Source organism: Devosia sp. Z6_126, from assembly GCF_058133495.1.
On sequence record NZ_JBYUNO010000002.1, the window covers coordinates 333,790 to 359,296 of the forward strand.

Consider the following 25,507-nt stretch of genomic DNA (forward strand, 5'->3'; position numbering starts at 1 on the left):
ACTGGAGTTCCGCAGGCGCGGAACTCCAGTTCTTTTTGTGTTTTCGATGCGGGGCTTAGTTGGGCGCGAGGCCGAAATTGCCTTCGCTGCACTGCTCGATCGAGAGCTTTTCCAAATCGATGGTGCCGTCTGCAGTCCAAAGCTCGCTTGAGAGTTCCACGGCGGCGTCAGCGGCCGCTTCGCCGCCAGCTTCTTTGTTGGGCTCATCGGCTGCGGCTTCGGCCACGGGGGAAGTGGTTTCGCCCTTGCGCATCTCGTCGCACTTTGCCTGGACCCCGGCCACCTGATCGGCGGGAACGGCCTTGCCGGCGATCCGGTGCTCTTCCTGGGCAAAGGCCGCGCCTGGCAGTACCATTACGGCAGCGAGAGCGAGGGACAAAGCTGTTCTGGTGATCATCGCGTTTTCTCCATTGCGCGTGCAGTTTGCTTAAAGCGGCAGCAGGCAGCTTTGGTTGCGGTCACTCAGCACAGGCGGCGATCAAGACTGCGGTAGTTACGACTTCGCCTGCTGCGGACCCGACCCGGCAATCGCGCACTGCGAAATCGCAATGTCGTCAAGCACCTTGTCCTCGCTTGGCTGCTGAGCGGCGCCGCCATGTCTCTTCAGGCTGAGGTGTCGGCCATAGGCCTCGGGCGAAAGCAGGTTCAAGGCGCCCGCACCGATCATGATGACGAGCCCAACTATGCCAATGCCATCCAGGTACTCGCCGTAGAACAGCGCCCCCAGCCCCAGGGCCCACAGCATCTGGGTATATTGGGCGGGCGCCACCTGGTTGGCTGGCGCCAGCCTGGTGGCCCCAATAAAGGTCAGGTGTCCGAGGCCGCCCATGGTGCCGATCAGGGCCAGCACCGCAAGCTGGGGCAAGGTTGGCAGGCTGCTGCCCCAGATGATCATGCCGATCCCGTTCAGGACCAGTGCGTAGAGCGTCACCGTGGCGAAGATGCTCAGCCGATGCTCGCGCGGCGCCAGGGAGCGGAGCACGACCGTATTGGTCGCCGTGAAAAAGGCACAGGCCAGCGCCGTCAAGTGGCCAAGCTGCAATTCGCGGAACCCCGGACGCACAACGATCAGCACGCCGACAAAGCTAAGCACCAGCAAGAGCCAGCGATAGCGGGGAATGGCTTCCGCGAGGAGCATAGCTGACAGCAGCACCACGAAAATAGGCGCCAGGAAAGCCAGCGAATATACTTCGGCGAGCGGCACATGGGTGAAGGCATAGATCACGCAGCCAGAGCCAAGCACGCCGGAAAGGCCGCGAATATTGAGCAACAAGGGATTGTTGAACTGCAAGACGTCGCGCCAGCGTTCCTTGCGGGCTTTGCTCAGAAGCGCCGGCCCTACGGCAAACAACGAGGTAAAAAAGCCGATCTCGAACACGCTGAGCTCCCCGCCCAAGCTCTTGATCGAGGCATCGGAACAGGAGAAAAGGCCATAGGCCAGAAGAGCAAGAATGACACCGGGGGACATGGGGAACCAAGCGTTGAGCGACAGACCAACGGCATGCCGTCTCTGCGGTTTCCCAATGCTAATCAGGATTAGCAAGCATAGCGAGACACTATCGACAGCAAACGGCAAAAACAGCGCTCGGTCCGCAGGCATGACATTTGACGTGATTACTCGGGGCGGCCGGATGTAAGCTCGTGCCGGAAAACCCGGCAGCAAGCTCGCTCGGTCCGAAACGGGGGCCTCCCATGCCTTCCTCAAGCGGCGAAACCAGGAAGACCTGGCCGGCAATATGGAACGGCATCAAGTGCCGCTGCCCTCGATGCGGCGAGGGCTGGCTCTTCCACGATTATCTTGAGCAGGTTGATCAATGCGCCGTATGCGGCGAGCCGCTCGCCAACTACCGGGTGGGCCTGATCCTGCCCCTTCTCGTCATCACGGTGGTGGGCCATATTATCGGCTTTGTAATGCTGGAGATGGAGCTCAGCGGCGCTGGCAGCCCACTTGTCTACATCTATGTTCTCGTACCGCTCGCCATCATCATCCCCCTCGCCATCCTGCCATCGAGCAAGGGAGCAATCATCGGCCTACTCTGGGCCAATGGCTGGAGCGACGAACAGGATCGGTGACGGTGGGGCGCTGGCCAACCGTCCGGCGTTTGCCTCCTGGGCTGTTGTAGAACTGTGAGACGGGCCCTACTGGCGTGGTTGGCCGGCAACGGAAGTCGCCGGCCCCCTCAGATCACACGATCTGACTTGTGATAGCGACGACGACGGTGTCATCGTGGCCGATTACCTGGCGCACCGCCGAACGGACGCCTTTCGGCGACACGTTGGTGCTGACTAGGAACAAGGAGCCCTGGAGCTGATCGGCCTTTCCAAGGCGGTCCAGCATAGCGGATACCGCGCTCAATGTAGCGGCGCCGGTGCGGCATTCGACGTTGACAAGAAGGTTTTTGGTCAAGATGAGCCTCATTTACATAAGCCCACGAGTTGACGAATAAGGGTTAGGCACTTAGCCTTTCCCCACTGCCTTACGTGGCGGTTAGACCGGGGCGCAGCTGCTGTCGGAAAACTACCGCTGCGCCTCGGACATGACCCTCGGTCACCTCTCGAATCTAGCGCAATCGCTGGTGCTGTCGACGGGAGAAAATTCGCTATGCCTTGTGCGTGAGCTGCTAGTGCTGATCTACATATAGTGCCAGCCTGTGAAAAACGAGGAAAACCAAGGGCTTCCGAAAAGGTTATCAACTTGTTAGCAGATGATCGCTAGGGCCATGCAGGCGAGCGGTTCCAGCAAAGGTTCTAGCATTTACAAGAGGTTGAGCCAGTTGGGTGTTCGGGCCGCTGAGAGCCGACGGGGAGTCAATGGCAAAAAATCGATCTGTCCGCAGCTCGAAGGCCCTTGATCCGAAATCAGCGCCCATTCGGAAGTAGGAATCGGGAAAGGCGCGGCGCATGGACGCTAGTTGCTGCGCCCGGCATCTTTTCACTAATTCGCTGCTGCGCTTGATCTATCTGGTGCCGGCAGCAGGGTTCGAACCCGCGACCCCCTGATTACAAATCAGGTGCTCTACCAACTGAGCTATACCGGCGCCGAGGGCCCTCTAGCATTGCGGGCGCCTGCGGGCAATGGGCTATTGCAGCGACCCACAGGAGCGGCGGTCCCGCGAGACTGCTGGCACGGGCCTGCTTCACATGTTAGGCAGACGCGTTTCCTTTGGAGTGCAGCTTTGGCCGCGTCAGCCCCGCCTCGAATTTGCTTTGTCACCAATGGCACTCCCGACGCGGAGGCCGCTGCGCAGCGGCTGCGGCAGCGCTACGGCGATTACCCGATAGACCAGACCGACTATGTCGTGGCGCTGGGTGGCGATGGCTTGATGCTGCAAACCCTGCATCAGGTGATGCGGCGCGACATCCCGGTTTACGGCATGAATTTCGGCTCGGTCGGGTTCATGATGAACGTCTTTTCCGAAGACGGGCTGGACGAGCGCCTGGCGGCCGTGCAGCAGACCCGGATCTATCCGCTGTCCATGCAGGTGCTCGATGTGGCGGGCAACACGCAAACAGCTCTGGCGCTCAACGAGGTGTCGCTGTTCCGCTCGTCCTATCAGGCCGCCAAGATCCAGATCATCGTGGACGGGGAGACCCGGCTCGAGGAGTTGATCTGCGATGGGGCGCTGCTGTCAACGCCCGCCGGTTCAACAGCTTACAATCTCTCCGCCCACGGCCCCATCCTGCCGATCGAGGCCCCACTGCTGGCTTTGACGCCGATCTCGCCGTTCCGGCCGCGCCGCTGGCGTGGTGCTATCCTGTCCAACAGGGCGGTGGTGAAATTCGTCACTCGGGAAGCGGCCAAGCGCCCCGTCAGCGCGGTTGCTGACAATGTCGAGTTTCAGAACGTGCTCGAAGTCACCGTGCACGAAGATCGCTCGCATGGGGTGACGCTGTTGTTCGACCCCGGCACCAGCCTTGAAGAGCGGGTGCTGAGCGAGCAGTTCCGCTTCTAGCGGTTCAGGCTGCAGGCAAAGCCATTGGCTCGACCACCGGGGCAGGCAGCGCGCGATCAAGGCTGGCTTCCTCGGCAAAGGCGGCCATGACCCCGCGGGCGGCCTGGCGTGCCAAGGCGATGTTCTGCTCGCTGAGGTATGCAAAAGCTTCTTCGAGCTCGGCCGGGATGACACCGGCATGCTCGGCGATCAACTCTTCGGTGAGCGCCGTAACCACATAATGGCGAGCGGCAGCATCATCGACAAGATCGGTAGCGCGGGCATGCAGCACAAGGCGGGCGAGGAGGTTGCCCACCCCCTGCCCCAGCCCACATCGCGACAACAGCGCATGCAGCGCAGGCCGGCTGCCGCGCTCAAGAATGGCGAGCACCTTGGCATGCGGTACGTCACTGAGTTCGGCGAGGCACGCGGCGAAAAACATCACGTGACCGGTGACCATGGCATGCAGCAAAACGCGGGCATTAATCCGCGAGGTCTCCACCAGAGCCGAAACATAGTTGGATGGCCCGGCAACGGCTTCACGTTCCCCGATCGAGGACACCGCAGTGTCCTCGCTGTTGCGCAGCAGGCGGTTGAGCCGCTCGGTGGCAAGCGATCCCTTGACCACGCGGCAATTGCGCAAGGCTGCGCTGATTTTTTGCACCAGCAGCAGGCGCGCGTCGGCCGGCAGGTCGTCGCGAGCCAGAAGCGCCCCGCGGAACTCCGCTTCGTCCCCATGCGTCGCGGCCAGGTTCGAGAGTATCGGCGCCGGCAAATCAATCTCGGTTCGCCGCAGCAGCCGCAGCGTAATGGGCCGGTCGCCACAGGACACCAGCGCCGCCGCAAGGCGCGGGCTGATGCGGTCGCGCTCGCTGATCGCCAGCAGCAGGCCGGGCTCGGCGGATTGTACCAGGCCGAACAGGTCGGCATCGATCAGTACGGGAGAATATTGGAGCACGGCGCGTGCGATCACGGCGCTGTCGTGCAGCAGTGCCAGGATGATCGGACGGGGCGCGTCGGACGAGTGAAGCAGTCCATAGGCTAGCGCTGCGCGTACCTTGACCGAGGGATCATCCAGAAAACCAATCAAGGCGGCATAAAGCGCGGCCTGTTCATCGGCGGGACCATGGTGGTTGAGATAAGCGATCGCCGACAAATGCGCGGCGCGACCTCGATCCCCGCTATCGGGGGACTGACACAGCGACACGAACTCCTGATAGCCAACCATGACTCACTCCGCACACACGCGCAGAAAGTTCTAAGTCACGGAGACTTAAGGAAACGTTCACCATGATAGCGGTGCAATCAAGTGCCTGTCAGGAGGGCGAAAAGGTGGAGCGCCAGATGCGCCAAGCCGATCACGGCGAGCCAACTCGCCACCAGCAAGCCGACAAACACCCATCCTGGCGGGATGCTCAACTCGTGGCTGGGCGCGAACGGAACAGAATGATGGCGCATGGCAGGCCTCCCGGCTGCTGTGTCAGCGTTTTGACAGGAACGTCATGACGCCAACCCGGTTCCGATTCTTGTCAGGGGGCGTAGAGCTGGGTGAAAAAGGCCGAGCCTGGCTCCGGGGCAATCTCGGGCGCAGGCGAGGTGCCTTGGTTGGTGAACAGGCCCGTGAACGACATATTGGCCGGCGAAAAGCGTGAGGGCACCACCTCCGGCGCTGGCATCGCGGATGGTGGCGCTACACCTGTCAACTGCTGGGCGGCGAAACTCGCATTGGCGCCGCCCGCTTCATGCTTTGACACCAGCACCCGATAAACGTCACGGATCGTACGCGGTTGGCCATCGGCATAAAAGATCGCGCGATTGGCCGAGGCCTGGCGGGGAAACAGGTTCGCGGCGATCTGATCGGGGTTCTGCAAACCCGCGGTGAACATGCGCTCGGCGCCCTGCGCCCCAAGGAAATGAGCAATATAGAGCTCGCCCGCGCTGGGCATGCGGCCGAAACGGGATTGCAGGTAGTCGCCATTGGTCTTGGTGAAGGCCGCGGCGAGATCGGCGGCGATCTGCGGGTCTTCCCGCAATTTCAGGATCTGTTGGCGGGTCTGGGGGTCGGCGATGAAGTAGTCGCCCTCGCTGTTGCGCTGGATGGCATTGGCATAATCGCCATAGCCAAGCCGGGGGCCCTGCTCCTTCATCACCTGCATCCAGGTGCTTTCGAGAAACTGGAACAGCCCGGTGGCCGAGGAGGTCTGCGCCTTGGCCTGTGGATTGAGGCTACTTTCACGGATGGCGGTTTGCAGCAGATAATCAAAATCGACGCCGTTGCGGTCACCCGCGGCGTTGAGCACATAAGCCAGGCTTTGCGGCACTGCGATTGGTTGAACGCCCATGCGCGGCACGGTCCCAGAAACTTGCCGCTGGACTAAGCGACGGATATGGTTAATGCCGCGTTAAGGCTCAAGCCTTGGTGGCCAGGGGAGCACCCTCGTCCCCGGTATTTCTTGAGGTCCACGCCGTGTGGAAGTTCGATTCGATATCCTGCACCAGCACTTCCACGTCCTCGCCGTCGTTGTACTCGGCTTGGGCCGCAGCGATGGCGATCTCGATGGCTTCTTCCTTGCTGGTGAACGGGCCCTGGTCGGTGCCGCGATAGCTGACCTTCCATTGGCTTTCCGTGCGCGCAACGATGTAGTGATGCTCGGCCATGGCCATTCCTCCCTTTCCGCAACAACGCGGTGGGGAGGTTCTATGTTGCAGAAGGCGTCCAGCGCGTCACCACATCGGCAAGCGCCGGGCGGGGGCGATCCTCGATCGTTGCGGTAGGGGTGCCGATATGCACGAAGCCAACAAAGCGTTCGCCTGGCCGTGCACCAAGTGCGGCCGCGGCGGTTTCATCATAGCTATACCAGCGCGTAACCCATTGCGCGGCAAACCCCATGGCATAGGCGGCGTGAACAAGGTTGAAAGCGACATTGGCCGCCGACAGCAACTGCTCGAATTCAGGAATCTTGGGGTGTGACTTGGCGGTGGAGAGCACGCCCACGGTCAGGGGCGCCGGCAAGAACTGGCGGCGCTCCAAATCCATAGCCACGGGCTCGATCGCGGGGTTCTTGGCTGCAGCAATTTCGGCCAGTTTCTCGCCGGCGGCCAGGCGATCTTCGCCTTGGATCAGAATCAACCGCCAGGGCGCCAGCTTGCCATGATCAGGCACGCGGGTGGCGATTGTCAGCATTTGCTCGAGTTGCTCGGCGGTGGGCCCGGGCTCCTGGAGGAAAGCCATGCCCACCGACCGGCGGGTCAGAAGATAATCGAGCATGGCCTGGTTGGCGGGCATGGAAATTCTCCGTTGTTGGGGCTGCCATAGCAAGTGCGCCGGGACCGGGCCAGTCCAGAACCACACAAAATGGTAGCTATGCCCATGCCACTGTTTTCAACCGGGATGGTCTGTGACACAGCTTCTCCCCAATCGCTGCCTAGCATCCGCGCCTGAGATCAGCGCGGGGGGCGACTGTCTGGCCTGGAGTTAACATGCGTTTGCGACCGATCCTTGCTGTTGGACTGACTCTGGTTTTCGGAGCCCAACTGCCATGGGGGTCACCAGGGCCATTGGCCCAGGAGGAAAGTGCGGAGTGGCCGCCCATGCCCCGCCCGCGGCCACAGCGTGAGGGCGGCAGTGGGCCAGCCGCGCCGGGCAGCACGCCCGCCACGGCCGCCATCAATGCGCTGACATCCGCACCCCAGCCCGTTTCGCTCACTGCCAAGATCACCCAGGACGGGGCAGTCGTTCCCAACGGGCTGGTTTGGCGCATCTTCGAACCCACGCCGGACGCCAGCGGGGAGCTTCCCCTTGTCGCCAAATCCGATGAGGGCACGGCCAAGCTAGAACTGGCGCCCGGAGATTACGTGGTCCACATCGCTTATGGCCGGGCTCAGATCAGCGACACGGTGACGGTTGTTGCCGGTGCCAACGAAAAAAGCTTTGTGCTCGATGCCGGTGCCTTGCGGCTCAATGCTGCAGTGACGGGGGATATCCCGATCCCACCCGACTTGCTCCGGTTCGACATCTTCCTCGAAGAAGCCACCGGCAGCGTGCCCATCGCGGAGGGCCTGACGCCCAACGACATTGTAACGCTCAATTCCGGCACCTACCACGTGGTGTCCCATTTCGGCACGATCAATGCCGAAGTGCGGGCCGATCTTCGGGTGGAGCCCGGCCAACTCACCGACGCAACGCTTTATCATCATGCCAGTCAGGTTGCCTTCAAGCTGGTGTCCGAGCCGGGCGGCGAAGCCATTGCTGACGTGGAATGGACGGTGAAAAGCTCGGATGGCGCCACCCTCTTTACTGATCTGGGCGCCTTTCCCTCGACCGTCCTGTCCGCTGGCGACTACGTCGTGCTTGCAAAGATCGGCGACAAGGTGTTTGACCGCGCCTTCCAGGTGCAACCGGGATCAGCCCAAGACATCGAAGTGCTGACAGCGGTCACCAGCCGCCCAAGCTAGGGTGTTCGGGCGCGACTTGCCGGCACGGGGTTTGTCTGCCGGCCAGCCTATAGTATGCAGTGGGGGCCGAGTGGCGAGGAGATCTCCAATGTTGTTTTGTGACCGACCCCATCGCGGCCTCGCCGCTCTTGTCACCGCCTGCATGCTCACCGTCGCTCTGCCGGTTGGAGCCGCCTGGGCGCAAAAGATCAAGAACCCAGCGCCGGAGGTGTCCGAGCCACCCCCAGCTCCGGCGGAGGTAACCACGACCCAGCAGGTCGAGATCGATACGATCGAGGCGGTGGACTCCAATCTAGATGAAGCCACGTTGCGCGAGATTTTCAGCGGCAATATCGCCGACAATGCCGAAGCGCTGGCGTCGCTGTCCGCCACCAGCATTACCATCCCGGCCATCAATGTCCGGATCGAAACCACAAGTGGCGACAACGACGCCACGCAAAGCACAATCGTATTTAATGATCTGGTGCTCACTGATGTCGTGAATGGCGTTGCCGCAACCGTGTCGCTTAGCGGCACAACTGTAGAAAGCGAAGACGAGGGCAGTGCCCAGATGGGCTCCATGACGGCGGCCACGCTCGACATCGGCGCGGTGCTCGGTCTTTACGGACTGGTCCAGACCAATCCTTCAAATGAGCTGACGCCGCTTTACACCAATTTCAACTTTGAGGGCGGCTCGTTTAAAGCCCCCGAAGTCAGCTGCACCATGGGCCCGATCACCATGGCCGAAGTGAAGGGCCGGCCGCTCCGCCATTCCATGGCCGAATTCACGGCCCTCTCCAGTGCGCTCGACGATGAGGATGAGGACGACGAGACCCCCTCGCCAGAACTGATGGGCGCGGCCTTGCGTATGTATGCCGACATCTTCACCGCCTTTGAAACCTCCCCTGCCCAGTTCGGCGGTTTTGATTGCAACGGCGTCGATGACGAAGACCGCCCGCTTACGGTCGGGGTCAAGAGCATGAGCATGGCCGGGCTGTCCCCCGGCATCTATCCCGAGATCACCATCGAGGGCATGACCATCGCGGTTGAAGGCGATGGCCACTTCGAAATGGGCCGCGCGGTCTTCAAGCAGATCGACCTCGCTGGCCCGATTGCCGCCATCGAAGCGGCGCCCGAGGCGATCGACCAAGCCTGGCTTGATGCCAATGCGCGGGCGCTCGTGCCCGCCTTTACCGGCTTCTCGCTTAACCAGATCAGCGTCGATGTGCCCGATCCGGAAGACAGCTCCGTGCGCATCAAGGGCAGCCTGGGCGCGTTCGACCTGACGCTGGCCGAATACCGCAACGGCATTCCCACCGATTTCCTGATGTCGGCGACCAATCTAGCCTTCGCCTTGCCGGAGGACACCACCGACCCGCAGCTGGCGCAGCTGCGCGGTCTCGGTGTCACCGACATCGATGCCGGCTTCAAGATCGCCGCGGCCTGGAACGAAGCCACGAGCAGCATCGACATCAACGAGATCTCGGTGACCGGGGCGGATTTGGCGACTATCGTCATGACCGGCACGCTGACCAATGCCACCGCCGCACTGTTTGACCTTGATGCCGATACGGCGCTCGCTGCCGGCATGGAACTGGCCGTCGGCAAGCTCAATGTCGATGTGAGCGATCAGGGGCTCACCGACATCATCTTTGCCGCTGTTGCCGCCGAGCAGAACACGCAGCCTGAAGCGCTGCGGCCCATCTTTGCCGGGCTCGCGGAAGGCACCATTGTCGGCCTGCTTGCCGGCGCTGCCGATGCCCAGAATGTGGGTCGGGCCATCAACACCTTTGTGAGCGGCCAGGCCAAAAACCTCAATATCGACCTAGTAGCCAAGGACCCAGCCGGCGTCAGCGTGACCGACTTCATGGCAGCCGAGGACGATCCCAAGATCCTGATCGACAAGGTCACGATCAACGCCACGGCTCAGTAAGCCCGGCCATCCCCAGCGCCGCCCGCGAACTCTCGCTGGCGGCGCCGTTTTATTCGGCGTCTGGTCGGCTGGTGCGCAATTGCTTGGTGGTGGAGCGGATCGACTTGCCCTCGAGCCGGCGGCGCTTGGAGGCCAATGTCGGACGGGTCGGCACCCGGGGCTTTGGCACATGAGCGCCAGCCACCAACAGCCCAACCAGCCGCTCCAGCGCATCGGCGCGGTTCATCGGCTGGTCGCGATGACTGTTGGCGGTGATGACGATCACGCCGTTCTTGGTCAGGCGCTTGCCCGCCAGCGCCGCTACCCGCCGCTTCATGGCTTCGGGAATGGAGGGGGAGTTGGCCAGGTCAAAGCGCAGCTGCACCGCGCTCGAGACCTTGTTGACGTTCTGTCCGCCCGGCCCGGCCGCCCGCACGAAGGTTTCCTCGATCTCACCGGGATCGATCGAGATGGAGCGCGTGATGGGGATCGGATCGGCCATGCCCGCTTCCTCGGCTTAGCGCTTCAACCGACCGGCAAAGATGATTTCGCCCTCGTGGACGGTGAGGCCCTTGATCGTAGCCTTGAAGCGGTTGGGGTGCCCCTCGGCAGCGACCACCCAACCCTTCTTTTCCATGCCGGCAAACACCTTCTCGCCGATGTCCTTGAAGTCATCGGGGCCAAGAATGTTGTCTTCGCCAAGATGGGTCAGAGCCTTGAGCTCACGGTTGGACGGACGTTGCGGCACGGTTCAGGCGGCCTTTTGCTGAAGGTCGGGCGGGGTCGCTTCCGCCATCAGCGCCACGATGGCGTCCATGGCCGGCATGACCTTTTGCCCTTCGGTGCCGAGTCGGCGCACGGAAACCGTACCCTCCTCGGCCTCGCGCTTGCCCACCACGAACATGAGCGGCACCTTGCCCACGGAGTGCTCGCGCACCTTGTAGTTGATCTTTTCGTTGCGCGTATCAAGTTCGGCCCGGATGCCCGCTTCGCGTAGCTGGCGCACCAGCTTTTCGGCGTAATCGTCCGCTTCCGAAACGATGGTGGCGACCACCACCTGGGTCGGAGCCAGCCACATCGGCATCTTGCCGGCATAGTTCTCGATCAGCATGCCGATGAAGCGCTCGAGCGAACCCAGGATCGCCCGGTGCAGCATCACCGCATATTGGCGCGAGCCGTCCTCGGCGATGTAGGTGGCACCCAGCCGCTCGGGCAGCACATAATCGAGCTGCAGCGTGCCAACCTGCCAGGAGCGCCCGATCGCGTCCTTGAGGTGGAATTCGAGCTTGGGCGCATAGAACGCCCCCTCGCCTTCGGCGATCTCGAAATCATAGCCGGTAGCGCGCAGCGCATCGCCCAGCGCCTTTTCCGCTGCATCCCAGCGCTCAATCGTGCCGCCGAACTTTTCGGGGCGCGTGGCGAGTTTGATCACCACATTGTCGAAGCCCATATGGGCGTAGACCGAATACAGCAGATGCACGAAGTGCTCGGTTTCGCTCTGGATCTGGTCTTCGCGGCAGAAGATATGGGCGTCGTCCTGCGTCATCTGCCGAACGCGCATCAGGCCATGCAGCGCGCCATGGGCCTCGTTGCGGTGACAGCAGCCGAATTCGGCCATGCGTAGCGGCAGATCGCGATAGCTCTTGATGCCCTGGTTGAAGATTTGCACGTGGGCCGGGCAGTTCATGGGCTTGAGTGCCATGAGGTCGCCCTTGCCCGACAGCACCGGACCTTCTTCTTCCGTGCCGGGCACTTCATCGGGCACCACGAACATGTTCTCGCGGTACTTGCCCCAGTGGCCCGACATTTCCCAAAACTTCGAGCTCATCAGCTGCGGGGTCTTTACCTCCACATAGCCCGAGGAATTAAGGCGCCGGCGGATATAGGCTTCCATCTGGTTGTAGAGCACATAGCCGCGCGGATGCCAGAACACCGAACCCTGCGCTTCGGGCTGGAAATGGTAGAGGTCCATTTCCTGACCGATCTTGCGGTGGTCGCGCTTTTCGGCCTCCTCCATCATGTGGAGATAGGCTTCCAGCTCATCCTTGGTGGCAAAGGCCGTGCCGTAAATGCGGCTCAGCACCGGGTTATTGCTGTCGCCACGCCAATAAGCGCCGGCCACCTTGGTCAGCTTGAAGGCGCTGCCGACATCCTTGGTCGTGCGCATATGCGGGCCACGGCAAAGGTCGATCCACTGGCCCTGCTTGTACATCTTGAGCGTCTGGTCGGCCGGAATGGCATCCACCAGCTCGACCTTGAAGTTTTCGCCACGCGCATTGAAGAAGGCCTTGGCCTGGTCGCGCGTCCAGATCTCCTTGGTAAAGGCAGCACCGCGATCGATGATTTCAGCCATCTTCTTTTCGATGGCAGGGAAATCGTCTTCGCTGAACGGCTCCTCGCGCTTGAAGTCGTAGTAAAAGCCGTTCTCGATCACCGGGCCGATCGTCACTTGCGTGTCGGGCCACAATTCCTGCACGGCTTCGGCAAGAACGTGGGCGGCGTCGTGGCGGATCAGCTCAAGCACATCCTTGGAGCCGCTGTCGCGCGTCACGAACTCGATGCGGCCATCGGCTTCGAGCGGATCGCTGAGATCGCTCAACACGCCGTTCCAGCGCATTGCCACCGTCTTTTTCGCGAGGCTGTTGGAGATACCCTCGACGATCTCGGTGCCGGTGGTGCCGCGCGCATAATCGCGAGCTGCACCATCGGGGAACGTCACCTTGATCGTCATTGTTTCTCTCCAGAAATGGGTTCATGCCACGCTGTTCGCGGCAAGGCGGGCCTATCTAGCACGCTTTACGTTTATTGCCACCTGAGCGCACCAAAAACTCGGTGCTGCCGCGGCTTGAGGTCCTAGCGCCAACGGCCATAGCGCCAGGGTTGCCACCAGCGACCGCTGCTCGGCAGTGTTTCAGGCACCGGATCATAGCCGTGCGTGCCCCCGGGCCGGCACCGACTCCAGCGCGCCAGCCCCATCCAGCCGCCGGGCCAAAAGCCGAAACGCCAGATGGCCTCGCCGGTATATTCCGAGCAGCTGGGCAAATGCCGGCAGGTTCGCCCCACAAAGGCCGACAGCGTGTAGCGATAGATCGTGATCAGCAACACCGCGACCAGCTTGAAGGGCAGGTCGATGGCGCGCCAGAACGCTTGAGCAGGCGGCTTCATCGGGGCTCGGTCTTGCCTTCGATGGTGTCGAGCGCTTCCACTACGGCGTCGAAGACCAAAAGGGTCGAAGCGTGCCGAGCCTTGTAGTCACGCACGGGCAGCAGATAACCCAGATCGCTCCACTTGCCGGTCGGCTCGGCGCCATCACCCTGCAGCATCGCATACATCTGGCTGCGCAGAGCGCGAAAGTCTCTCGCTCCGGTGCCCACGATCTCGCGCGCCACCACCGCCGCCGAGGTCTGCCCGAGGGCGCAGGCGGAGAGATGATGGCCGTAGCCGGTGATCACCCCGTCCGTCACCTCGATATCCACTTCGATCAGCGAACCGCAGACGCGGCTGACCTTGCGCGCCGAAGCATGGGGCTGCGCGAGGCGCCCGGGCTGGACAGCATTGGCCGCCAGATCGAGAATACGCTCGGAATAGAGATCGCTAAGTTCCATCAACCACGAAATTCTGTTTCTTGTGAGAGCCCGCCACTCCCTCTATATAGGAGCGCGCATGCCTTGTAACAGGCGCGGTTTCATCTGAACCGGTCACTTTCCCGCTCAGCCCGCCTGCTTGCCGGCCGCTACCGGAGCCGCCATGGACGCTCTATCGAAAACCGCCGTTCCCGTTGCCCCCTTTCCGGCGCCCGTGCGCCGTCCCACTCAGGAGGAAGCGGAGGCGGCCGTCCGCACGCTGATCGCCTGGGCCGGCGACGACCCCAACCGCGAAGGCCTGCTCGAAACGCCTAGCCGCGTGGCGAAGGCTTACCGCGAGTTCTACTCCGGCTACGAGCAGGACGCCGCCGAGATCCTGTCGACGACCTTCCGCGATATCAGCGGCTATGACGACATAGTCCTCTTGCGCGGTATCCCGTTCCACTCCCATTGCGAGCACCACATGGTGCCCTTTGTCGGCAAGGCCCATATCGCCTATCTGCCCGTTGACGGGGTGGTTGGACTTTCCAAGCTGGCTCGCCTGGTTGATGTGTTCGCGCGCCGCCTGCAGACGCAGGAAGCGATGACCGCGCAGATCATCGACGCCATCACAGCCAGCCTTACGCCCCGCGGAGCCGCGGTGATGCTTGAGGCCGAGCATATGTGCATGTCCATGCGCGGCGTGCGGGCCCATGATGTCACCACGGTCACCCATCGCTTCACCGGCGTGTTTGCCGAGGACCGGGTGGAGCGTGACCGGTTTTTTGCGATGGTAACGCGACGCTGACCGGTTGGCAAAGCCGCCAGGTGCAGGATAAACCAGCCCCATGAACATTACCTTTGCCGATCCCGTGAGCCTGTCCCCTGCCGAACTGGAGGAAGGCACCGCCTTTGCTCCCCGGTTCGATGCCAATGGCCTCATCACCGTTGTCACCGTCGAAGCGGGCAGCAATGCCGTGCTGATGCTGGCCCATATGAACAAGGAAGCCCTGCGGCTGACGTTGGAAACGGGCATTGCCCATTACTGGTCGCGCTCGCGCAACGCGCTTTGGAAAAAGGGCGAAACCTCGGGCGAGCTGCAGCAGGTCACCGAGCTGCGACTTGATTGCGACCAGGACGCCATCGCCCTTACCGTTGAGCAGACCGGCCGCGGCGCTGCCTGCCATACCGGGCGGCAGAGCTGCTTTTATCGGCGCGTCGTGCTCAACGAAGGCGAGCTGATGCTTGAAGACGACGGCTCGCCGCGCCTCTTTAATCCCGACGAAGTCTACGGCTAAGGCCGCCGCTCAAACAAACCGACCATCAACAGACCGGCAAAAAAGCCACCCAGATGGGCCTGCCAGGCAATGCCCACATTGGTGCCGGTCAGCATGGGCAGGAGCGGCACCGCCGCATTGAGCACCACCCAGATTAGCACGAACATCCGGGCCCGCTTGTCGCGGAACAGCTCGGGCAGGCTCGCCAGCCGGCGCCCGAGAATCACCTGCTCGCCGGTTTCGGGGTCCACCCCCACCAGCACCGGCTGGAAAAAGAATCGCACTGCCGCGCCGGTGAGCCCCGCCACGCCACCCGAAGCCCCGATGAGGTAAGCCCCGTTCCACAGCGTGGTGGCGGCAAAGGCCGCCGCACCGGCGATCGAGGACACGCAAAAGATCAGCAGCATCGGCACGGCGCCATAGCGGCGCGCGACCGGGGTGCCGAAGATCGCGAGCCAGGCCACGTTGACCAGCAAATGGTCCCAGCTGCCATGCAGGAATGCATGGGTCAGCGGGGTCCAGAGCAGCGGCACACCGAGGCTCGGGTCATCAAAGGCGGCAACGATTCGCAGCGGCAGAAACCCACCCCAGAAGATCAGCTGATTCCACCCGTCGGGGTTAAGGATCAAGGTTGACGCCAGGTGAATGGCGACCAGCACGCCACAGAGCGCCGTCACCGAACCTGGCAGCAAGAAAACCGGTTCGCGCCCGGTAGCACCGGCCTCACCGGCTGGGGGGCCTTGTTCGGCCATGTGATCTCTCCGACTCTCAGGCGCACTGCCCGTTTGCGCTTCTTTATCCACAATCGGGCGGGCGCGTTAACCTTAAGCTTTGATTAATGGCGCAATTGTCGAGCCATTTTGCCATGGTTGAGATGCGGCGAAAGCGTTCCATGGGGGGAATGCGCGCCCATTCCGCAACTGGGTCGACCATGCAAAAAACGAGCACCAAAACGCTCTATGATTATTGGAACAAGCTGCGGGGTTCCCGCAGCGCTCCAGACCGCAAGGACATTGACCCGGCCCGCATTCGCGATGCCCTGGGCAACACCTTCATTCTTGAACTGGACGAGAACGACAAATTCTCGTTCCGCCTTGCTGGTTCCCATCTGTGCAACAGCTATTGCCGCGAACTCAAGGGCCGCTCCTTTTCCGCCCTCTGGCATGAACGCGATCAGGATGCGCTCGATACCCTTCTGCGTGCGGTGACCGAAGACCATGCGGTGGCGCTGGTAACCTTCAGCGGCACCACGGCAATCCACACCAAGGCCAGCTTTGAAACCATCCTGATGCCGTTGCGGCACAATGGCTCCACCCATACCCGCCTCTTGGGCGCGATGACGGCCGTCAACGAGCCCTATTGGCTGGGCGTGCAGCCGATCATCGAGCAGCGCATTTCCGGCCTGCGGTTGATCTGGCCCGATGATGTGGCGCTGGAGGAAACCGTCAGGGACGTGTCAGTGCAGGTGGTGGGCGAGCGCAGCTATTCCGCCTCGGCGCCGATGCCCGCCACCGTTTATGGCCGCTCCGCCCGCCGCTACGCCCATCTGGCGGTGATCGACGGCGGTCGTGGTAAGTAAGGACTTGCCGCGGAACCTGCAGAAACACGCTGTTCTGCGCGTCTTTGGAGCTCAAATTCTTACAACTGTTTAACCAAAGCTCGATAGGTTTGCGTGGATAACGCTCACCATCGGTCTGGCGCATGCTCAGCGACGCAATACCTTCTCCGCGCTTCATCGCCCCGGCCCGCACGCGTGCCGAGCCCATCCAATTCCAGCGCGTCAAGGTTTCCGTCCTCGGCCGCTATATGCTGGCGGACCGCCGCGAGTTCCCTTGCCAGATCCTTGAGATGTCGCCCGGCGACGCGGTCGTCGTAGCGCCCATCAGTGGCGTTGTGGGGGAAAAGGTCATAGCGTATGTGGACCTTGTTGGTCGCATAGAGGGCACCATCCTCGCCCAGATCGATGGTGGGTTCTGTATGAACATCGCCGCCTCGCCGCGCAAGCGCGACAAGATGGCGGCCCAGCTGACCTGGCTCGCCAACAAGGAACTGCTAAACCTGCCTGAAGATCGCCGCCACGAACGTGTGGTGCCCGATATCCGCCATTCCAGCGTCGTGCTGGATGATGGCCGACGCTACAACTGCAAGATCATCGACATCTCACTCTCGGGCGCCGCGGTGGAGCTGGATGTGCGCCCCGCCTTGGGCACGCCGATTACGCTGGGCCGCATGCGCGCTCGCGTCGTGCGCCATTTCCAGAACGGGGTTGCGGTGGAGTTCGCCTCTGCCCAGGAAATGCTGACGGTGGTACAACAAAACCTGCGGATGAACTGACGCCGAAACTTCGGTGCACCCCGGCGCGTTCGCTTACCCAGAAGCGGAGCGCGCGATGGCAGACGATCTGACACAAGACAGCAAACTGACCCGCACCAAGGCGAAATGGGCCGCCGAGGGTCGCTTCATCACCGGCCGCACCAGCCGCCCCGAGGATAGCCGCTTGCCTCCAGGCCAGCACCTGGTCAAGAACTGGCCGGTGCTTGATCTGGGGATCGAGCCTCCCATCAATCTGACCAACTGGAAGCTCGACGTCACCGGGCTCGTGGATCGGCTGACCACACTGGATTGGAACGGCTTCATGGCCCTGCCCCAGGTGAACCCGGTTTCGGACATTCATTGCGTCACCACCTGGTCACGCTACGACAACCACTGGCAAGGCGTTTCCACTCAGGAGTTGGCGGCGCAGGTCGGGTTGCAGCCCGAAGCGCAGTTCGTGCACCTGTTCAGTAATGACGGCTACACCACCAATGTGCCCGTCGCCGATTTCCTGGTGGAAGATGCGGTTCTGGCCCATAGCTGGGAAGGCACCCCGCTCACCGTCGAGCATGGTGGCCCGATGCGTCTCGTCGTGCCCCATCTTTATTTTTGGAAAAGCGCCAAATGGTTGCGCCGGATCGAATTTGCGGCCACAGACCAGCCTGGCTTTTGGGAAACGCGCGGCTATCACAACCACGGCGACCCGTGGCGTGAACAACGCTATTCCTGACCAGCTCACTATGGCAACCGCCACCCGTCTCCCTTGATAGGTCACGATGACATGGATCAGCCCGACCGAGCCTCCAAGCGGAGCGGCTTTACGCGCCTGCGCTCGACGCTGCGCGTCTTGTATCACGGTCAGTCGCCAGCGGCGGTTCGCTTTCAGTATCTTGTGCTGGTGGTGGACCTGGCGATCATCGGCTTTTTCATCGCCTCTCCCCTGATCCGGGATCAGGATGCCTTTCTGTGGCTGGATTATTCCATCGCCGCCTTGCTGGGGCTGGACATCATCGCCCGCGCGCTGGCCACCAACAACTTTACCCGCTGGCTGCGCCAATTGCCGGTGATTATCGACATCTTCATCCTGCTGACGCTCCTGGCGCCCACCTGGTTCTTCAATCTTGGCTTTTTGCGCATCATGCGCCTGTGGACCTTGACCCGCAGCACCGTCTTCTGGCGGCCGCTCCGCAAGCGGGGATTGGCCCAATATCAGGAAACCATCCAGGCGGTGATCAACCTGCTGGTGTTCCTGTTTGTGGTCACCGGCTTTGTTTATACCGTGTTTGCCGGCCGGGGCGGCGGGATCGCCGGCTATGTGGACGCGCTTTATTTCACCGTCACCACGATCACGACCACGGGCTTTGGCGATATCACCCTGCCCGGCACGACGGGAAAGCTCGTTTCCATCGTCATCATGTTCGTCGGTATCTCATTGTTCGTGCGCCTGGCGCAGGCGATCTTTCGCCCCAACAAGGTGCATTTCCCCTGTCCGCAATGCGGGCTGCAGCGGCACGATCCCGATGCGGTTCACTGCAAGGCTTGCGGGCATATTCTTAACATCCCCGACAGTGGCCACTTCTGACCTAGGCTGGCTGTTGTTCGGGTAGCTGGGCGGCAATGGTGACCCCTGCGGCTTCCAGCGCCAGCCGCACGGCCCGCCCCAGCTCCACCGCCCCGGGCGTGTCGCCATGCAGGCAGATCGAGCGCGCCGACGAGGTCAGCACTGTTCCATCAATGGCGACAATCTCGCCGGCCAGGGCCAGCCGCAGGCAACGCGTGATTACGGCGTCCGGCTCATGGATCACCGCTCCGGTCTCCGAGCGCGACACCAGCATCCCTGCAGGCGTATAGGCACGGTCCGCATAGGCTTCCCGAATCAGGGGCAAACCAAGCCCCTCGGCGGCCCGCACCTGTTGGCTGTTGTCGAGCGCCAGCACTGCCAGTTGAGGGTCCGTTGCTTTGATCGCCCCGAACACCTGCGTTGCAAGCTCAAGGTCTTCCGCGGTCTGGTTGGCCAGTGCGCCATGCAGTTTCACATAGGCCAGTTCAGCGCCCACATCCTCGGCAACGGAGCGGATCAGCTGCATCTGCGTGCTGATCTGGCCGAGCAGTTCCTCGGCGGAAATATCCATCCGCAAGCGGCCAAACCGCGCCGGATCAGCATAGCCGGGATGAGCCCCAGCCCTGATGCCCCGCGCCTTGCACAGCTCCAGGACATGGCGGATGGTGGTGGCATCCCCCGCATGGCCGCCACAGGCGATCGAAGCACTCGAGACGATCGCGAGCAGCGCATCATCACCGCCCATGCCTTCGCCAAGATCGGCATTGAGATCAATCGAGATCATGGCGTTTCTCCGCGCAGCAAACGATGGGCATGTTCGACAGTGACTGGTTGGAATGCAATTGTGGTTCCGGGGCGCTGTTGCGCGAACCGATCCAGATCGGCCGAGATTACCGTCGCAATGCGAGGATAGCCGCCCGTGGGCTGATGATCGCGCATCAGCACGATCGGCGTGCCATCGCCCAGGATCTGGATATCGCCCGGAACAATCGCGTCAGACACCAGCGATAGCGCGCCCGCACCGGCAAAAACCCTCTCGGCATCGCGCAAGCGCACGCCCATTCGGTCCATTTGTCGGGTGACCTCGAAGCGCCCCCCAACAAAGGCCTGCCGTGTTTGGGGCGAGAACAGGTCGGCATGGATGCCCCAGACCACACGAAAGGCGCTCTCGGCGGGCACTGGCGTTGACCGCTGCAGTCTCGGTGCTCCGCTGGCCCCCACTCCAAGCTCCAAGCGATCACCGGCCTGCAGCGGCCGCCCGGCCAATCCCCCCAATTGCGCGCGGCTGTTGGTAGCTAGGCTACCAAGCACTGCCGGCAGTTGCAGGTCTCCATCGAAGCGAAGATAGCCATAGTTCCCCGCGCCGCCGGGCGTGATCGCCAGCCGGTCGCCCGCTTGCAGCAACACCGTTCCGGGCCAATTCACCGGTTCGCCGTTGTGACGCACCGTAAAAGCACCGCCGGCAAAGCCGATGCGGCAGGAGCCGGCAGTCGCGGCCAGTTCGAGCCCCGCCATGGTGAACTCGATGCCCCCAAGCGCTTGGACGCCCAACATGTCCGCTGCCAACGCAAACCCGGCCGTGTCCATTGGTCCCGACGCACTGATCCCGCTGGCCAGCAAGCCAGAGCGGCCCTCGTCCTGGATGGTCGTGAGCGGCCCCGCCCGGAGAATCGTAATGGTGGCGCTCACGCTTGGGCCTCGAACTGAATCGCGTCGCCAGCCGCAAGCCGCGTTGGCGCTGCGGCGGCGGCGTCGAAATTGCGAAACTCGGTGCGGCCAATCACGTGCCAGCCCGTCGGGATTTCCGTGGCGGCAATGGCGGTCTGCCCGGCCGCAAACAGCACGCTACCGGCGGGCACGGCGCGCCGCACTGCCGTGCGCCGCGGCAGCACCAGTTCGGAGCCGTGAAAACCACAATACACAAAGCCCGGCGCGAAACCGGTCGCCAGCACCCGCAGTGGTGCCCGGTTATGGGCTTGCACAAAGGCGTCCGCCTCCATGCCGAGCAGGGCCGCGACCTCTGGCAGGTCGGGGCCAGCCGCGCCGCCGAAGCGCACCTTGATCTTGTGCTGCTCCCCTGATTCCGCTGCATTGTCCAACCCGGCCAGCCGCAACCGCAGTTCACCGGCCAGCTGCCCAGGGTCGGTGAGCGCGGGATCATACCGCACCAGCACCGACACCAGATTGGGCGTGATTTCGACTACCCCTGGCACCGGCTGCCACCCAAGCAGGCGCGCCAGCGCTACCGCAGCATTGTTGGCGCTTTCGCTTAAGCTCGTGGCAAAACGCACCAGCACTGCGGCGTCACCGAGCGGCAAGATGGTGGGCTTGACCCGTGGCAGGCCTGCGTCAGACATGGCGCACAAAGTCCCTGATTGGCGATGGTCCCGCCTTAGCAGAACCATTTGCCGATCGCTACCTGAGCGCCCGCTCGCGCGGCGTGGTCAGTGATAAGGGCTGAAAGTGGGAGAGCTAGTTGGGATCGCGGCCCTCCTGTTCGACAACTGCATCAAAGAGCTGGCGGGCTTGCCCTGCCCCGATGGCCTCGATGGCCACGGCTGCAATAGCGGCAAACAGCTCGGCAATTTCCTGGGGGTCGGTGATTTCCGCGTCGTCGTCCTCTGCGTCGGCGTTTATTAGAGTGAACATACGCGCCTCCAAAGTAGCCAATGAAGGGAGTGTGCTTCGATTCATGTTACAGAATAAATAATGCAAATTCGCCGATGAGGGCGCATAGGCCGGTTGCCAGCAAGGTCAGCCAGACTTACTCTTCGCCCGCATCGAGCTTGTCGAGATAAGCCTCGATATCGGCCAGGGTCGCGGTGAACGGCAGCGGGACGTGCCCGTAGACCACGTTGAAGCTCTCGTCGTCGCGCAGCGCATGGCCGCCCTTGCCCATTTTGGCGGTGAGCTTTTCGGCCGTCAGAATGGTCAGCCCGTGCCGTCCGGCAACCCGCCGCAGCCGGCGCATGATCGATGCATCAAAGTCGCGTCTGCTCACGTGATCCTCGGCGTGTTGGTTCGCGCCGTCCTACTACTGCAGGCCCCGCCGGGGCAAGACGAGACTTGCCGGCAGGGGCGAGTCGGCTTGTCCCTGCCCTCAGGACCGACCATCGCTGGCGCCGCAAGTTATCCGCTGCGCAGCCTCCGTATGAGCACGGATATCCACCGGCCTAGCGAGGTCTCCGTACGTATTGGGCGATTCTTGTTGCCCGTTAATCTTCCATTTACCCCATCCGGAGGCGCAGCGACAGCTGATCGAGGCGCATCACTTTGGGCAGTGGATCCACATTGTTGCGAGAAAGCGTCCTCGTTGTTGTTCCCACGCTGAACGAAGCCCGGCACATCGCCGATGTGCTTGCCTCGCTCCTTGCTGACCCTCTCGCCGCGGCAATGACCATTGTGGTGGCCGATGGTGGCAGCACCGACGAAACCGCGGCCATTGTCCGGCAGATCGCTCAAGCCGCCCCGCAAGTACACCTGATCCGCAATACCCGGCGGCTGCAAAGTGCCGGCGTCAACCTCGCCGCTCGCCTCTTCGGGCAGGACTGCCGCTTTCTAGTGCGCATCGATGCCCACGCCGCCTATCCGCGTGATTATGTGAGCCAGCTCGTTGCCATTCAACGGCAGACCCAAGCCAATTCGGTCGTGGTGAGCATGAAAGCGGTGGGGCAAGCGCCCCTGCAGATCGCCATCGCCGAAGCGCAGAACTCGATCTATGGCACTGGCGGCGCCGCGCATCGCAGCATCTCGGGCGGCAAATGGGTGGAGCATGGGCATCATGCCTTGTTCCTCCTCGACGATTTCCTCGCCGTTGGCGGCTACAACGAGACCTTGAGCCACAACGAAGACGCCGAACTCGATCTGCGCCTCACCACCACAGGGCGGCGCCTTTATCTCGCGCCCCTCACCATCGAGTATTTCCCCCGCGATTCCCTTGATCGTCTCTGGCGGCAATACTTCAATTTCGGTCGCGGCCGGGCGCGTACGGCGCTGATGCACCGCCAGCCGCCCAATGCGCGGCGCTGGCTGGTCATCCTGCTGCTGCCCGCCCTTGGCCTGGCGCTATTCGCATCGGCCACGCCGCTCGCGGCGCTGCCGCTGTTGGCCTGGGCTGGGGTGATTGTGGTTTTTGCCAGCCGCTGGTCCAGCCACCATGGCATCTTCCATGGCATCACGGCGGCGCTCGCGGGCGCCATCATGCAACTGGCCTGGTCGGCGGGCTTCCATGCCCAATTGTTGCTGAGCCTGCCCGGCACGATGCTGCCCCGGCAGGGTGCTGCGCCACCAGCCGAGCCGCGCTGACCTTTGCGCCTTGCTTTATGGGCCTGCGCGCAGCTAGACTCACCTCGGCTCCAGATGTCTTCGGCGATCCGCACCCATGAAAGTTCCTTTCAGCATGTTCCAGACCCGCTCGCCCGAGCGCGACAAGGAGCAGGACCGTGCGCGCATCGAGCGGATGCGCCGCGCCGTTGCAGGCGAGCTGCAGGCGGCGATCAATGAACGCGATGGCCTAACGCGGCGCCGCGAGCGCGATTATGCCGTCGCCGCGACCTCCTTGTCACAGCTGGGCGAGTTCGGTGAACGCTCCGCCGCCGACGAGCAGTCCATCTCCGAGCTCGAACGCAATGCCGAGCGCGCCAATACCCGCATCAAGAACCTCACCATCCAGATCGAATCGATTCGGAAACTGCTGGCCGGGATCAACGAGCTGGACAATTTGCCCAGCCAGTAAAATTCAAGTCCTTTCACTCACGAGGCCAGCCTGCCCCGCCTACCTGACGCTGGAATAGCCCCCAACCACGCCCTTGGGTGAATAAACCACCTGCCAGAGTTGGGTGTAACGCGCCCTGAATGTGGCGGCGAAGCTCAACAGGTAATAGCGCCACATCCGATAGAAGCGGTCGCCATACTTGTCCTTGAGACTGGGCCAGGCTGCCTCGAAGTTTTCGTACCAGGCCAGCAGGGTCCGGTCGTAATCCGCCCCGAAATTGTGCCAGTCTTCCATGATGAAGAGGCCCTCGCTGGCTTCACTGATCTGTTTTTGCGACGGCAGCATGCCATTGGGAAAGATGTACTTTTCGCTCCATGGATCGCCATGCGACTGGGTGAGATTGCCGCCGATAGTGTGCAGCACGAACAGGCCATCATCGGCGAGCAACTCCCGCACCTTTTCCATATAGGGGCGATAGTTCTTGTAGCCCACATGCTCGAACATGCCGATCGAGATGATGCGGTCAAACTTTCCCTCGAGCGCCATATAGTCCATCAGCCGGGTTTCGACCGGCAAGCCATCGGTGTGGCTATTGGCCCAACTCGCCTGCTCCTTGGAGATGGTTACCCCAACACCCTCAACACCGTAGCGCTCGGCGGCGAACTTCAGGAACCCGCCCCAGCCCGAGCCGATATCGAGAATGCGCATACCCGGCTCCAGCCCCGCCTTGCGGCAGATGAGGTCGAGCTTAGCTTCCTGCGCCTCAGCAAGAGTGGTGGCGTTCTTCCAGTACCCGCAGGAATAGATCATGCGTGGATCGAGCATGGCAGCGTAAAGATCGTTGCCGATGTCATAATGCCGCTCCCCCACTTCTTGCACCTTCAGGCGCTGCAGGTTGAGGATGCGGCCCTTTAGCATGCTCCACATCAGGGCAAAGTCGATCGGCAGCTTGGCTTTGACGTTGTTCACCAGCAGTCGGTAGATGAACTGATCGAGCGCCGCAGCGTCCCACCACCCCTCCATATAAGCCTCGCCCAGGCCGAGCGTGCCTTGCAGCATTACCCGGTCAAACAGCTTTTCGTCGTAAACGGTGACGTCGAAGGGTCGCTGCCCTCCCACCTGGATGTCGTGTTGCTGCAGAAGATCGGAGATGAAGGTTTTGTTCCGCATACCCATTTGGCCACATCGCGCACATGTTGGACAAAGCAAAAGGGCGCGCCATGCCGGGGGCAGAAGGCCCGAGGCCGTGCGTGCATCATGGGGATGCTATGCCGCTCTACGAGGCGGCGCAATGATATATCGCAAGATACCGATGGTTAAGATTCGGGCACACAAATCGGGCCATTGCTGCGGGATTTCCGCCTCTTCGGTGGCAATGGGAAGGTGTTTGGGATCCCGGCGCCGCAGCGGGCAAGTTCGACGCCGATTTGATCTGTCGGGCGCAACATGCGGCAGCAGGGATGTGAAGGAGTGGTACCACCTCTCGGGATCGAACCGAGGACCTCTAGATCCACAATCTAGCGCTCTAACCAACTGAGCTAAGGCGGCAATGGGCCTGTCCGGGTACATCGCCAAGCGAGTCCCGAAAGCGCGCGATACATAGGTCGACTTGTCGCTGATGACAAGCGCTCTTTTGCAGCTTTCCCCTCTGCACCCCTCCTCTTAACCATGCCCAAGTTTCTTGGGGGGTCTCGGCCCCACGGCTATGGACCGGGTGCGAGGGGCGCTATATTGAAGAACACTTAACGAACAAGAATGAACTGTACCGAAATGGCACAGATGCAACGGGTAGCGGTTATCG

General features: G+C 62.2%; 32 protein-coding genes and 2 tRNA genes. 12 read left to right on the plus strand and 22 right to left on the minus strand.

The genetic code is table 11. The annotated features are described in order from the left end of the window. Nucleotides 1–55 precede the first annotated feature (55 nt). The gene (locus tag AC3YOG_RS08530) at nucleotides 56–397 is read right to left on the minus strand and encodes a hypothetical protein (RefSeq protein ID WP_127752834.1); all 342 of its coding nucleotides are present in this window, start codon (nucleotides 395–397) and stop codon (nucleotides 56–58) included. 96 nt (nucleotides 398–493) lie between these two features. Further along, a complete protein-coding gene (locus AC3YOG_RS08535; RefSeq protein WP_489934751.1) occupies nucleotides 494–1,468 on the minus strand; it encodes a DMT family transporter in 975 nt (324 codons plus the stop codon). A 224-nt stretch (nucleotides 1,469–1,692) separates the two neighbouring features. On the opposite strand from AC3YOG_RS08535, the gene AC3YOG_RS08540 reads away from it, so the two are divergent. Beyond that, on the plus strand, nucleotides 1,693–2,073 hold the full coding sequence (locus tag AC3YOG_RS08540) for a DUF983 domain-containing protein (RefSeq protein ID WP_489934752.1): 381 nt from the start codon (nucleotides 1,693–1,695) through the stop codon (nucleotides 2,071–2,073). Between the two features lie 112 nt (nucleotides 2,074–2,185). On the opposite strand, the gene AC3YOG_RS08545 is transcribed toward AC3YOG_RS08540, so the two are convergent. Continuing rightward, complete coding sequence (locus AC3YOG_RS08545; RefSeq protein WP_489934753.1) at nucleotides 2,186–2,407, minus strand: hypothetical protein; 222 nt, start codon at nucleotides 2,405–2,407, stop codon at nucleotides 2,186–2,188. A gap of 555 nt (nucleotides 2,408–2,962) precedes the next feature. Beyond that, nucleotides 2,963–3,038: transfer RNA gene (locus AC3YOG_RS08550), tRNA-Thr, on the minus strand. A 138-nt stretch (nucleotides 3,039–3,176) separates the two neighbouring features. Between AC3YOG_RS08550 and AC3YOG_RS08555 the strand changes: the two genes are divergently transcribed. Further along, nucleotides 3,177–3,953, plus strand: coding sequence for an NAD kinase (locus AC3YOG_RS08555; RefSeq protein WP_172123103.1), 777 nt, complete (start codon nucleotides 3,177–3,179; stop codon nucleotides 3,951–3,953). A gap of 4 nt (nucleotides 3,954–3,957) precedes the next feature. Here the strand turns inward: AC3YOG_RS08555 and AC3YOG_RS08560 are convergent, their stop codons facing one another. The 5 genes from AC3YOG_RS08560 to AC3YOG_RS08580 form a co-directional block, all read right to left on the minus strand. Beyond that, entirely contained in the window at nucleotides 3,958–5,160 is a 1,203-nt protein-coding gene (locus AC3YOG_RS08560; protein ID WP_489934754.1) for a DUF2336 domain-containing protein, read from the minus strand. Between the two features lie 77 nt (nucleotides 5,161–5,237). Continuing rightward, a complete protein-coding gene (locus AC3YOG_RS08565; protein ID WP_172123101.1) occupies nucleotides 5,238–5,390 on the minus strand; it encodes a hypothetical protein in 153 nt (50 codons plus the stop codon). A gap of 71 nt (nucleotides 5,391–5,461) precedes the next feature. Further along, entirely contained in the window at nucleotides 5,462–6,274 is an 813-nt protein-coding gene (locus AC3YOG_RS08570) for a transglycosylase SLT domain-containing protein (RefSeq protein ID WP_489934755.1), read from the minus strand. A 67-nt stretch (nucleotides 6,275–6,341) separates the two neighbouring features. Then, entirely contained in the window at nucleotides 6,342–6,590 is a 249-nt protein-coding gene (locus AC3YOG_RS08575; protein WP_489934756.1) for a DUF2188 domain-containing protein, read from the minus strand. Nucleotides 6,591–6,630: 40 nt separating this feature from the next. Further along, a complete protein-coding gene (locus AC3YOG_RS08580) occupies nucleotides 6,631–7,218 on the minus strand; it encodes a nitroreductase family protein (RefSeq protein WP_489934757.1) in 588 nt (195 codons plus the stop codon). A gap of 305 nt (nucleotides 7,219–7,523) precedes the next feature. Between AC3YOG_RS08580 and AC3YOG_RS08585 the strand changes: the two genes are divergently transcribed. Together AC3YOG_RS08585 and AC3YOG_RS08590 are read left to right on the plus strand one after the other, a co-directional pair. Then, nucleotides 7,524–8,387 carry a hypothetical protein gene (locus tag AC3YOG_RS08585; protein ID WP_489934758.1) on the plus strand — a complete coding sequence of 288 codons (864 nt, stop codon included), beginning with the start codon at nucleotides 7,524–7,526 and terminating at the stop codon, nucleotides 8,385–8,387. Between the two features lie 88 nt (nucleotides 8,388–8,475). Then, on the plus strand, nucleotides 8,476–10,299 hold the full coding sequence (locus AC3YOG_RS08590) for a hypothetical protein (protein WP_489934759.1): 1,824 nt from the start codon (nucleotides 8,476–8,478) through the stop codon (nucleotides 10,297–10,299). 49 nt (nucleotides 10,300–10,348) lie between these two features. Here AC3YOG_RS08590 and arfB read toward each other — a convergent pair whose 3' ends face one another. The 5 genes from arfB to AC3YOG_RS08615 form a co-directional block, all read right to left on the minus strand. Further along, nucleotides 10,349–10,780 carry an alternative ribosome rescue aminoacyl-tRNA hydrolase ArfB gene (arfB, locus tag AC3YOG_RS08595; RefSeq protein ID WP_489934760.1) on the minus strand — a complete coding sequence of 144 codons (432 nt, stop codon included), beginning with the start codon at nucleotides 10,778–10,780 and terminating at the stop codon, nucleotides 10,349–10,351. 15 nt (nucleotides 10,781–10,795) lie between these two features. Continuing rightward, a complete protein-coding gene (locus AC3YOG_RS08600; protein WP_489934761.1) occupies nucleotides 10,796–11,026 on the minus strand; it encodes a hypothetical protein in 231 nt (76 codons plus the stop codon). A 3-nt stretch (nucleotides 11,027–11,029) separates the two neighbouring features. Beyond that, the gene (thrS, locus tag AC3YOG_RS08605; RefSeq protein WP_489934762.1) at nucleotides 11,030–13,009 is read right to left on the minus strand and encodes a threonine--tRNA ligase; all 1,980 of its coding nucleotides are present in this window, start codon (nucleotides 13,007–13,009) and stop codon (nucleotides 11,030–11,032) included. Nucleotides 13,010–13,131: 122 nt separating this feature from the next. Beyond that, on the minus strand, nucleotides 13,132–13,443 hold the full coding sequence (gene yidD, locus AC3YOG_RS08610) for a membrane protein insertion efficiency factor YidD (RefSeq protein WP_489934763.1): 312 nt from the start codon (nucleotides 13,441–13,443) through the stop codon (nucleotides 13,132–13,134). Continuing rightward, a complete protein-coding gene (locus AC3YOG_RS08615) occupies nucleotides 13,440–13,883 on the minus strand; it encodes an iron-sulfur cluster assembly scaffold protein (RefSeq protein ID WP_489934764.1) in 444 nt (147 codons plus the stop codon). The genes yidD and AC3YOG_RS08615 overlap by 4 nt, the downstream gene beginning before the upstream one ends. Nucleotides 13,884–14,025: 142 nt before the next feature. Here AC3YOG_RS08615 and folE point away from each other — a divergent pair, with 142 nt between their 5' ends. Together folE and hisI are read left to right on the plus strand one after the other, a co-directional pair. Continuing rightward, complete coding sequence (gene folE, locus AC3YOG_RS08620; protein ID WP_489934765.1) at nucleotides 14,026–14,649, plus strand: GTP cyclohydrolase I FolE; 624 nt, start codon at nucleotides 14,026–14,028, stop codon at nucleotides 14,647–14,649. 40 nt (nucleotides 14,650–14,689) lie between these two features. After that, nucleotides 14,690–15,139 carry a phosphoribosyl-AMP cyclohydrolase gene (hisI, locus tag AC3YOG_RS08625; protein WP_489934766.1) on the plus strand — a complete coding sequence of 150 codons (450 nt, stop codon included), beginning with the start codon at nucleotides 14,690–14,692 and terminating at the stop codon, nucleotides 15,137–15,139. Here hisI and AC3YOG_RS08630 read toward each other — a convergent pair. Beyond that, nucleotides 15,136–15,870, minus strand: coding sequence for a rhomboid family intramembrane serine protease (locus AC3YOG_RS08630; protein ID WP_489934767.1), 735 nt, complete (start codon nucleotides 15,868–15,870; stop codon nucleotides 15,136–15,138). The two genes, hisI and AC3YOG_RS08630, sit on opposite strands and share 4 nt — an antisense overlap. Nucleotides 15,871–16,049: 179 nt before the next feature. On the opposite strand from AC3YOG_RS08630, the gene AC3YOG_RS08635 reads away from it, so the two are divergent. The 4 genes from AC3YOG_RS08635 to AC3YOG_RS08650 all read left to right on the plus strand — a co-directional run bounded on the left by AC3YOG_RS08635 (nucleotide 16,050) and on the right by AC3YOG_RS08650 (nucleotide 19,013). After that, nucleotides 16,050–16,697 carry a PAS domain-containing protein gene (locus AC3YOG_RS08635; protein WP_164854785.1) on the plus strand — a complete coding sequence of 216 codons (648 nt, stop codon included), beginning with the start codon at nucleotides 16,050–16,052 and terminating at the stop codon, nucleotides 16,695–16,697. A gap of 122 nt (nucleotides 16,698–16,819) precedes the next feature. Next, entirely contained in the window at nucleotides 16,820–17,452 is a 633-nt protein-coding gene (locus tag AC3YOG_RS08640; protein WP_127752816.1) for a PilZ domain-containing protein, read from the plus strand. 55 nt (nucleotides 17,453–17,507) lie between these two features. Beyond that, the gene (locus AC3YOG_RS08645) at nucleotides 17,508–18,161 is read left to right on the plus strand and encodes a sulfite oxidase-like oxidoreductase (RefSeq protein ID WP_489934768.1); all 654 of its coding nucleotides are present in this window, start codon (nucleotides 17,508–17,510) and stop codon (nucleotides 18,159–18,161) included. A 51-nt stretch (nucleotides 18,162–18,212) separates the two neighbouring features. Continuing rightward, nucleotides 18,213–19,013: an ion channel gene (locus AC3YOG_RS08650; protein WP_127752814.1), complete on the plus strand. Its 801-nt coding sequence runs from the start codon at nucleotides 18,213–18,215 to the stop codon at nucleotides 19,011–19,013. Between the two features lies 1 nt (nucleotide 19,014). On the opposite strand, the gene AC3YOG_RS08655 is transcribed toward AC3YOG_RS08650, so the two are convergent. The 5 genes from AC3YOG_RS08655 to AC3YOG_RS08675 all read right to left on the minus strand — a co-directional run bounded on the left by AC3YOG_RS08655 (nucleotide 19,015) and on the right by AC3YOG_RS08675 (nucleotide 21,993). Then, nucleotides 19,015–19,776 (minus strand): LamB/YcsF family protein, encoded by a 762-nt coding sequence (locus tag AC3YOG_RS08655; protein WP_489934769.1) that lies wholly within the window; start codon nucleotides 19,774–19,776, stop codon nucleotides 19,015–19,017. Beyond that, nucleotides 19,773–20,681 carry a 5-oxoprolinase subunit C family protein gene (locus AC3YOG_RS08660; protein ID WP_489934770.1) on the minus strand — a complete coding sequence of 303 codons (909 nt, stop codon included), beginning with the start codon at nucleotides 20,679–20,681 and terminating at the stop codon, nucleotides 19,773–19,775. The genes AC3YOG_RS08655 and AC3YOG_RS08660 overlap by 4 nt, the downstream gene beginning before the upstream one ends. Continuing rightward, the gene (locus AC3YOG_RS08665; protein ID WP_489934771.1) at nucleotides 20,678–21,349 is read right to left on the minus strand and encodes a 5-oxoprolinase subunit B family protein; all 672 of its coding nucleotides are present in this window, start codon (nucleotides 21,347–21,349) and stop codon (nucleotides 20,678–20,680) included. Before AC3YOG_RS08665 ends, AC3YOG_RS08660 begins: the two co-directional genes overlap by 4 nt. Nucleotides 21,350–21,464: 115 nt before the next feature. Beyond that, nucleotides 21,465–21,641, minus strand: coding sequence for a hypothetical protein (locus AC3YOG_RS08670; RefSeq protein WP_164854783.1), 177 nt, complete (start codon nucleotides 21,639–21,641; stop codon nucleotides 21,465–21,467). Nucleotides 21,642–21,756: 115 nt separating this feature from the next. Further along, the gene (locus tag AC3YOG_RS08675) at nucleotides 21,757–21,993 is read right to left on the minus strand and encodes a hypothetical protein (protein WP_489934772.1); all 237 of its coding nucleotides are present in this window, start codon (nucleotides 21,991–21,993) and stop codon (nucleotides 21,757–21,759) included. Nucleotides 21,994–22,283: 290 nt separating this feature from the next. On the opposite strand from AC3YOG_RS08675, the gene AC3YOG_RS08680 reads away from it, so the two are divergent. Together AC3YOG_RS08680 and AC3YOG_RS08685 are read left to right on the plus strand one after the other, a co-directional pair. Continuing rightward, nucleotides 22,284–23,297 carry a glycosyltransferase family 2 protein gene (locus AC3YOG_RS08680; protein WP_489934773.1) on the plus strand — a complete coding sequence of 338 codons (1,014 nt, stop codon included), beginning with the start codon at nucleotides 22,284–22,286 and terminating at the stop codon, nucleotides 23,295–23,297. A 76-nt stretch (nucleotides 23,298–23,373) separates the two neighbouring features. Then, nucleotides 23,374–23,727, plus strand: coding sequence for a hypothetical protein (locus tag AC3YOG_RS08685; protein WP_127752808.1), 354 nt, complete (start codon nucleotides 23,374–23,376; stop codon nucleotides 23,725–23,727). Between the two features lie 39 nt (nucleotides 23,728–23,766). On the opposite strand, the gene cfa is transcribed toward AC3YOG_RS08685, so the two are convergent. Both cfa and AC3YOG_RS08695 read right to left on the minus strand, forming a co-directional pair. Then, on the minus strand, nucleotides 23,767–24,882 hold the full coding sequence (gene cfa, locus AC3YOG_RS08690) for a cyclopropane fatty acyl phospholipid synthase (RefSeq protein ID WP_489934774.1): 1,116 nt from the start codon (nucleotides 24,880–24,882) through the stop codon (nucleotides 23,767–23,769). Nucleotides 24,883–25,177: 295 nt separating this feature from the next. After that, a tRNA-His gene (locus AC3YOG_RS08695) sits at nucleotides 25,178–25,254 on the minus strand. Between the last annotated feature and the right edge of the window lie 253 nt (nucleotides 25,255–25,507).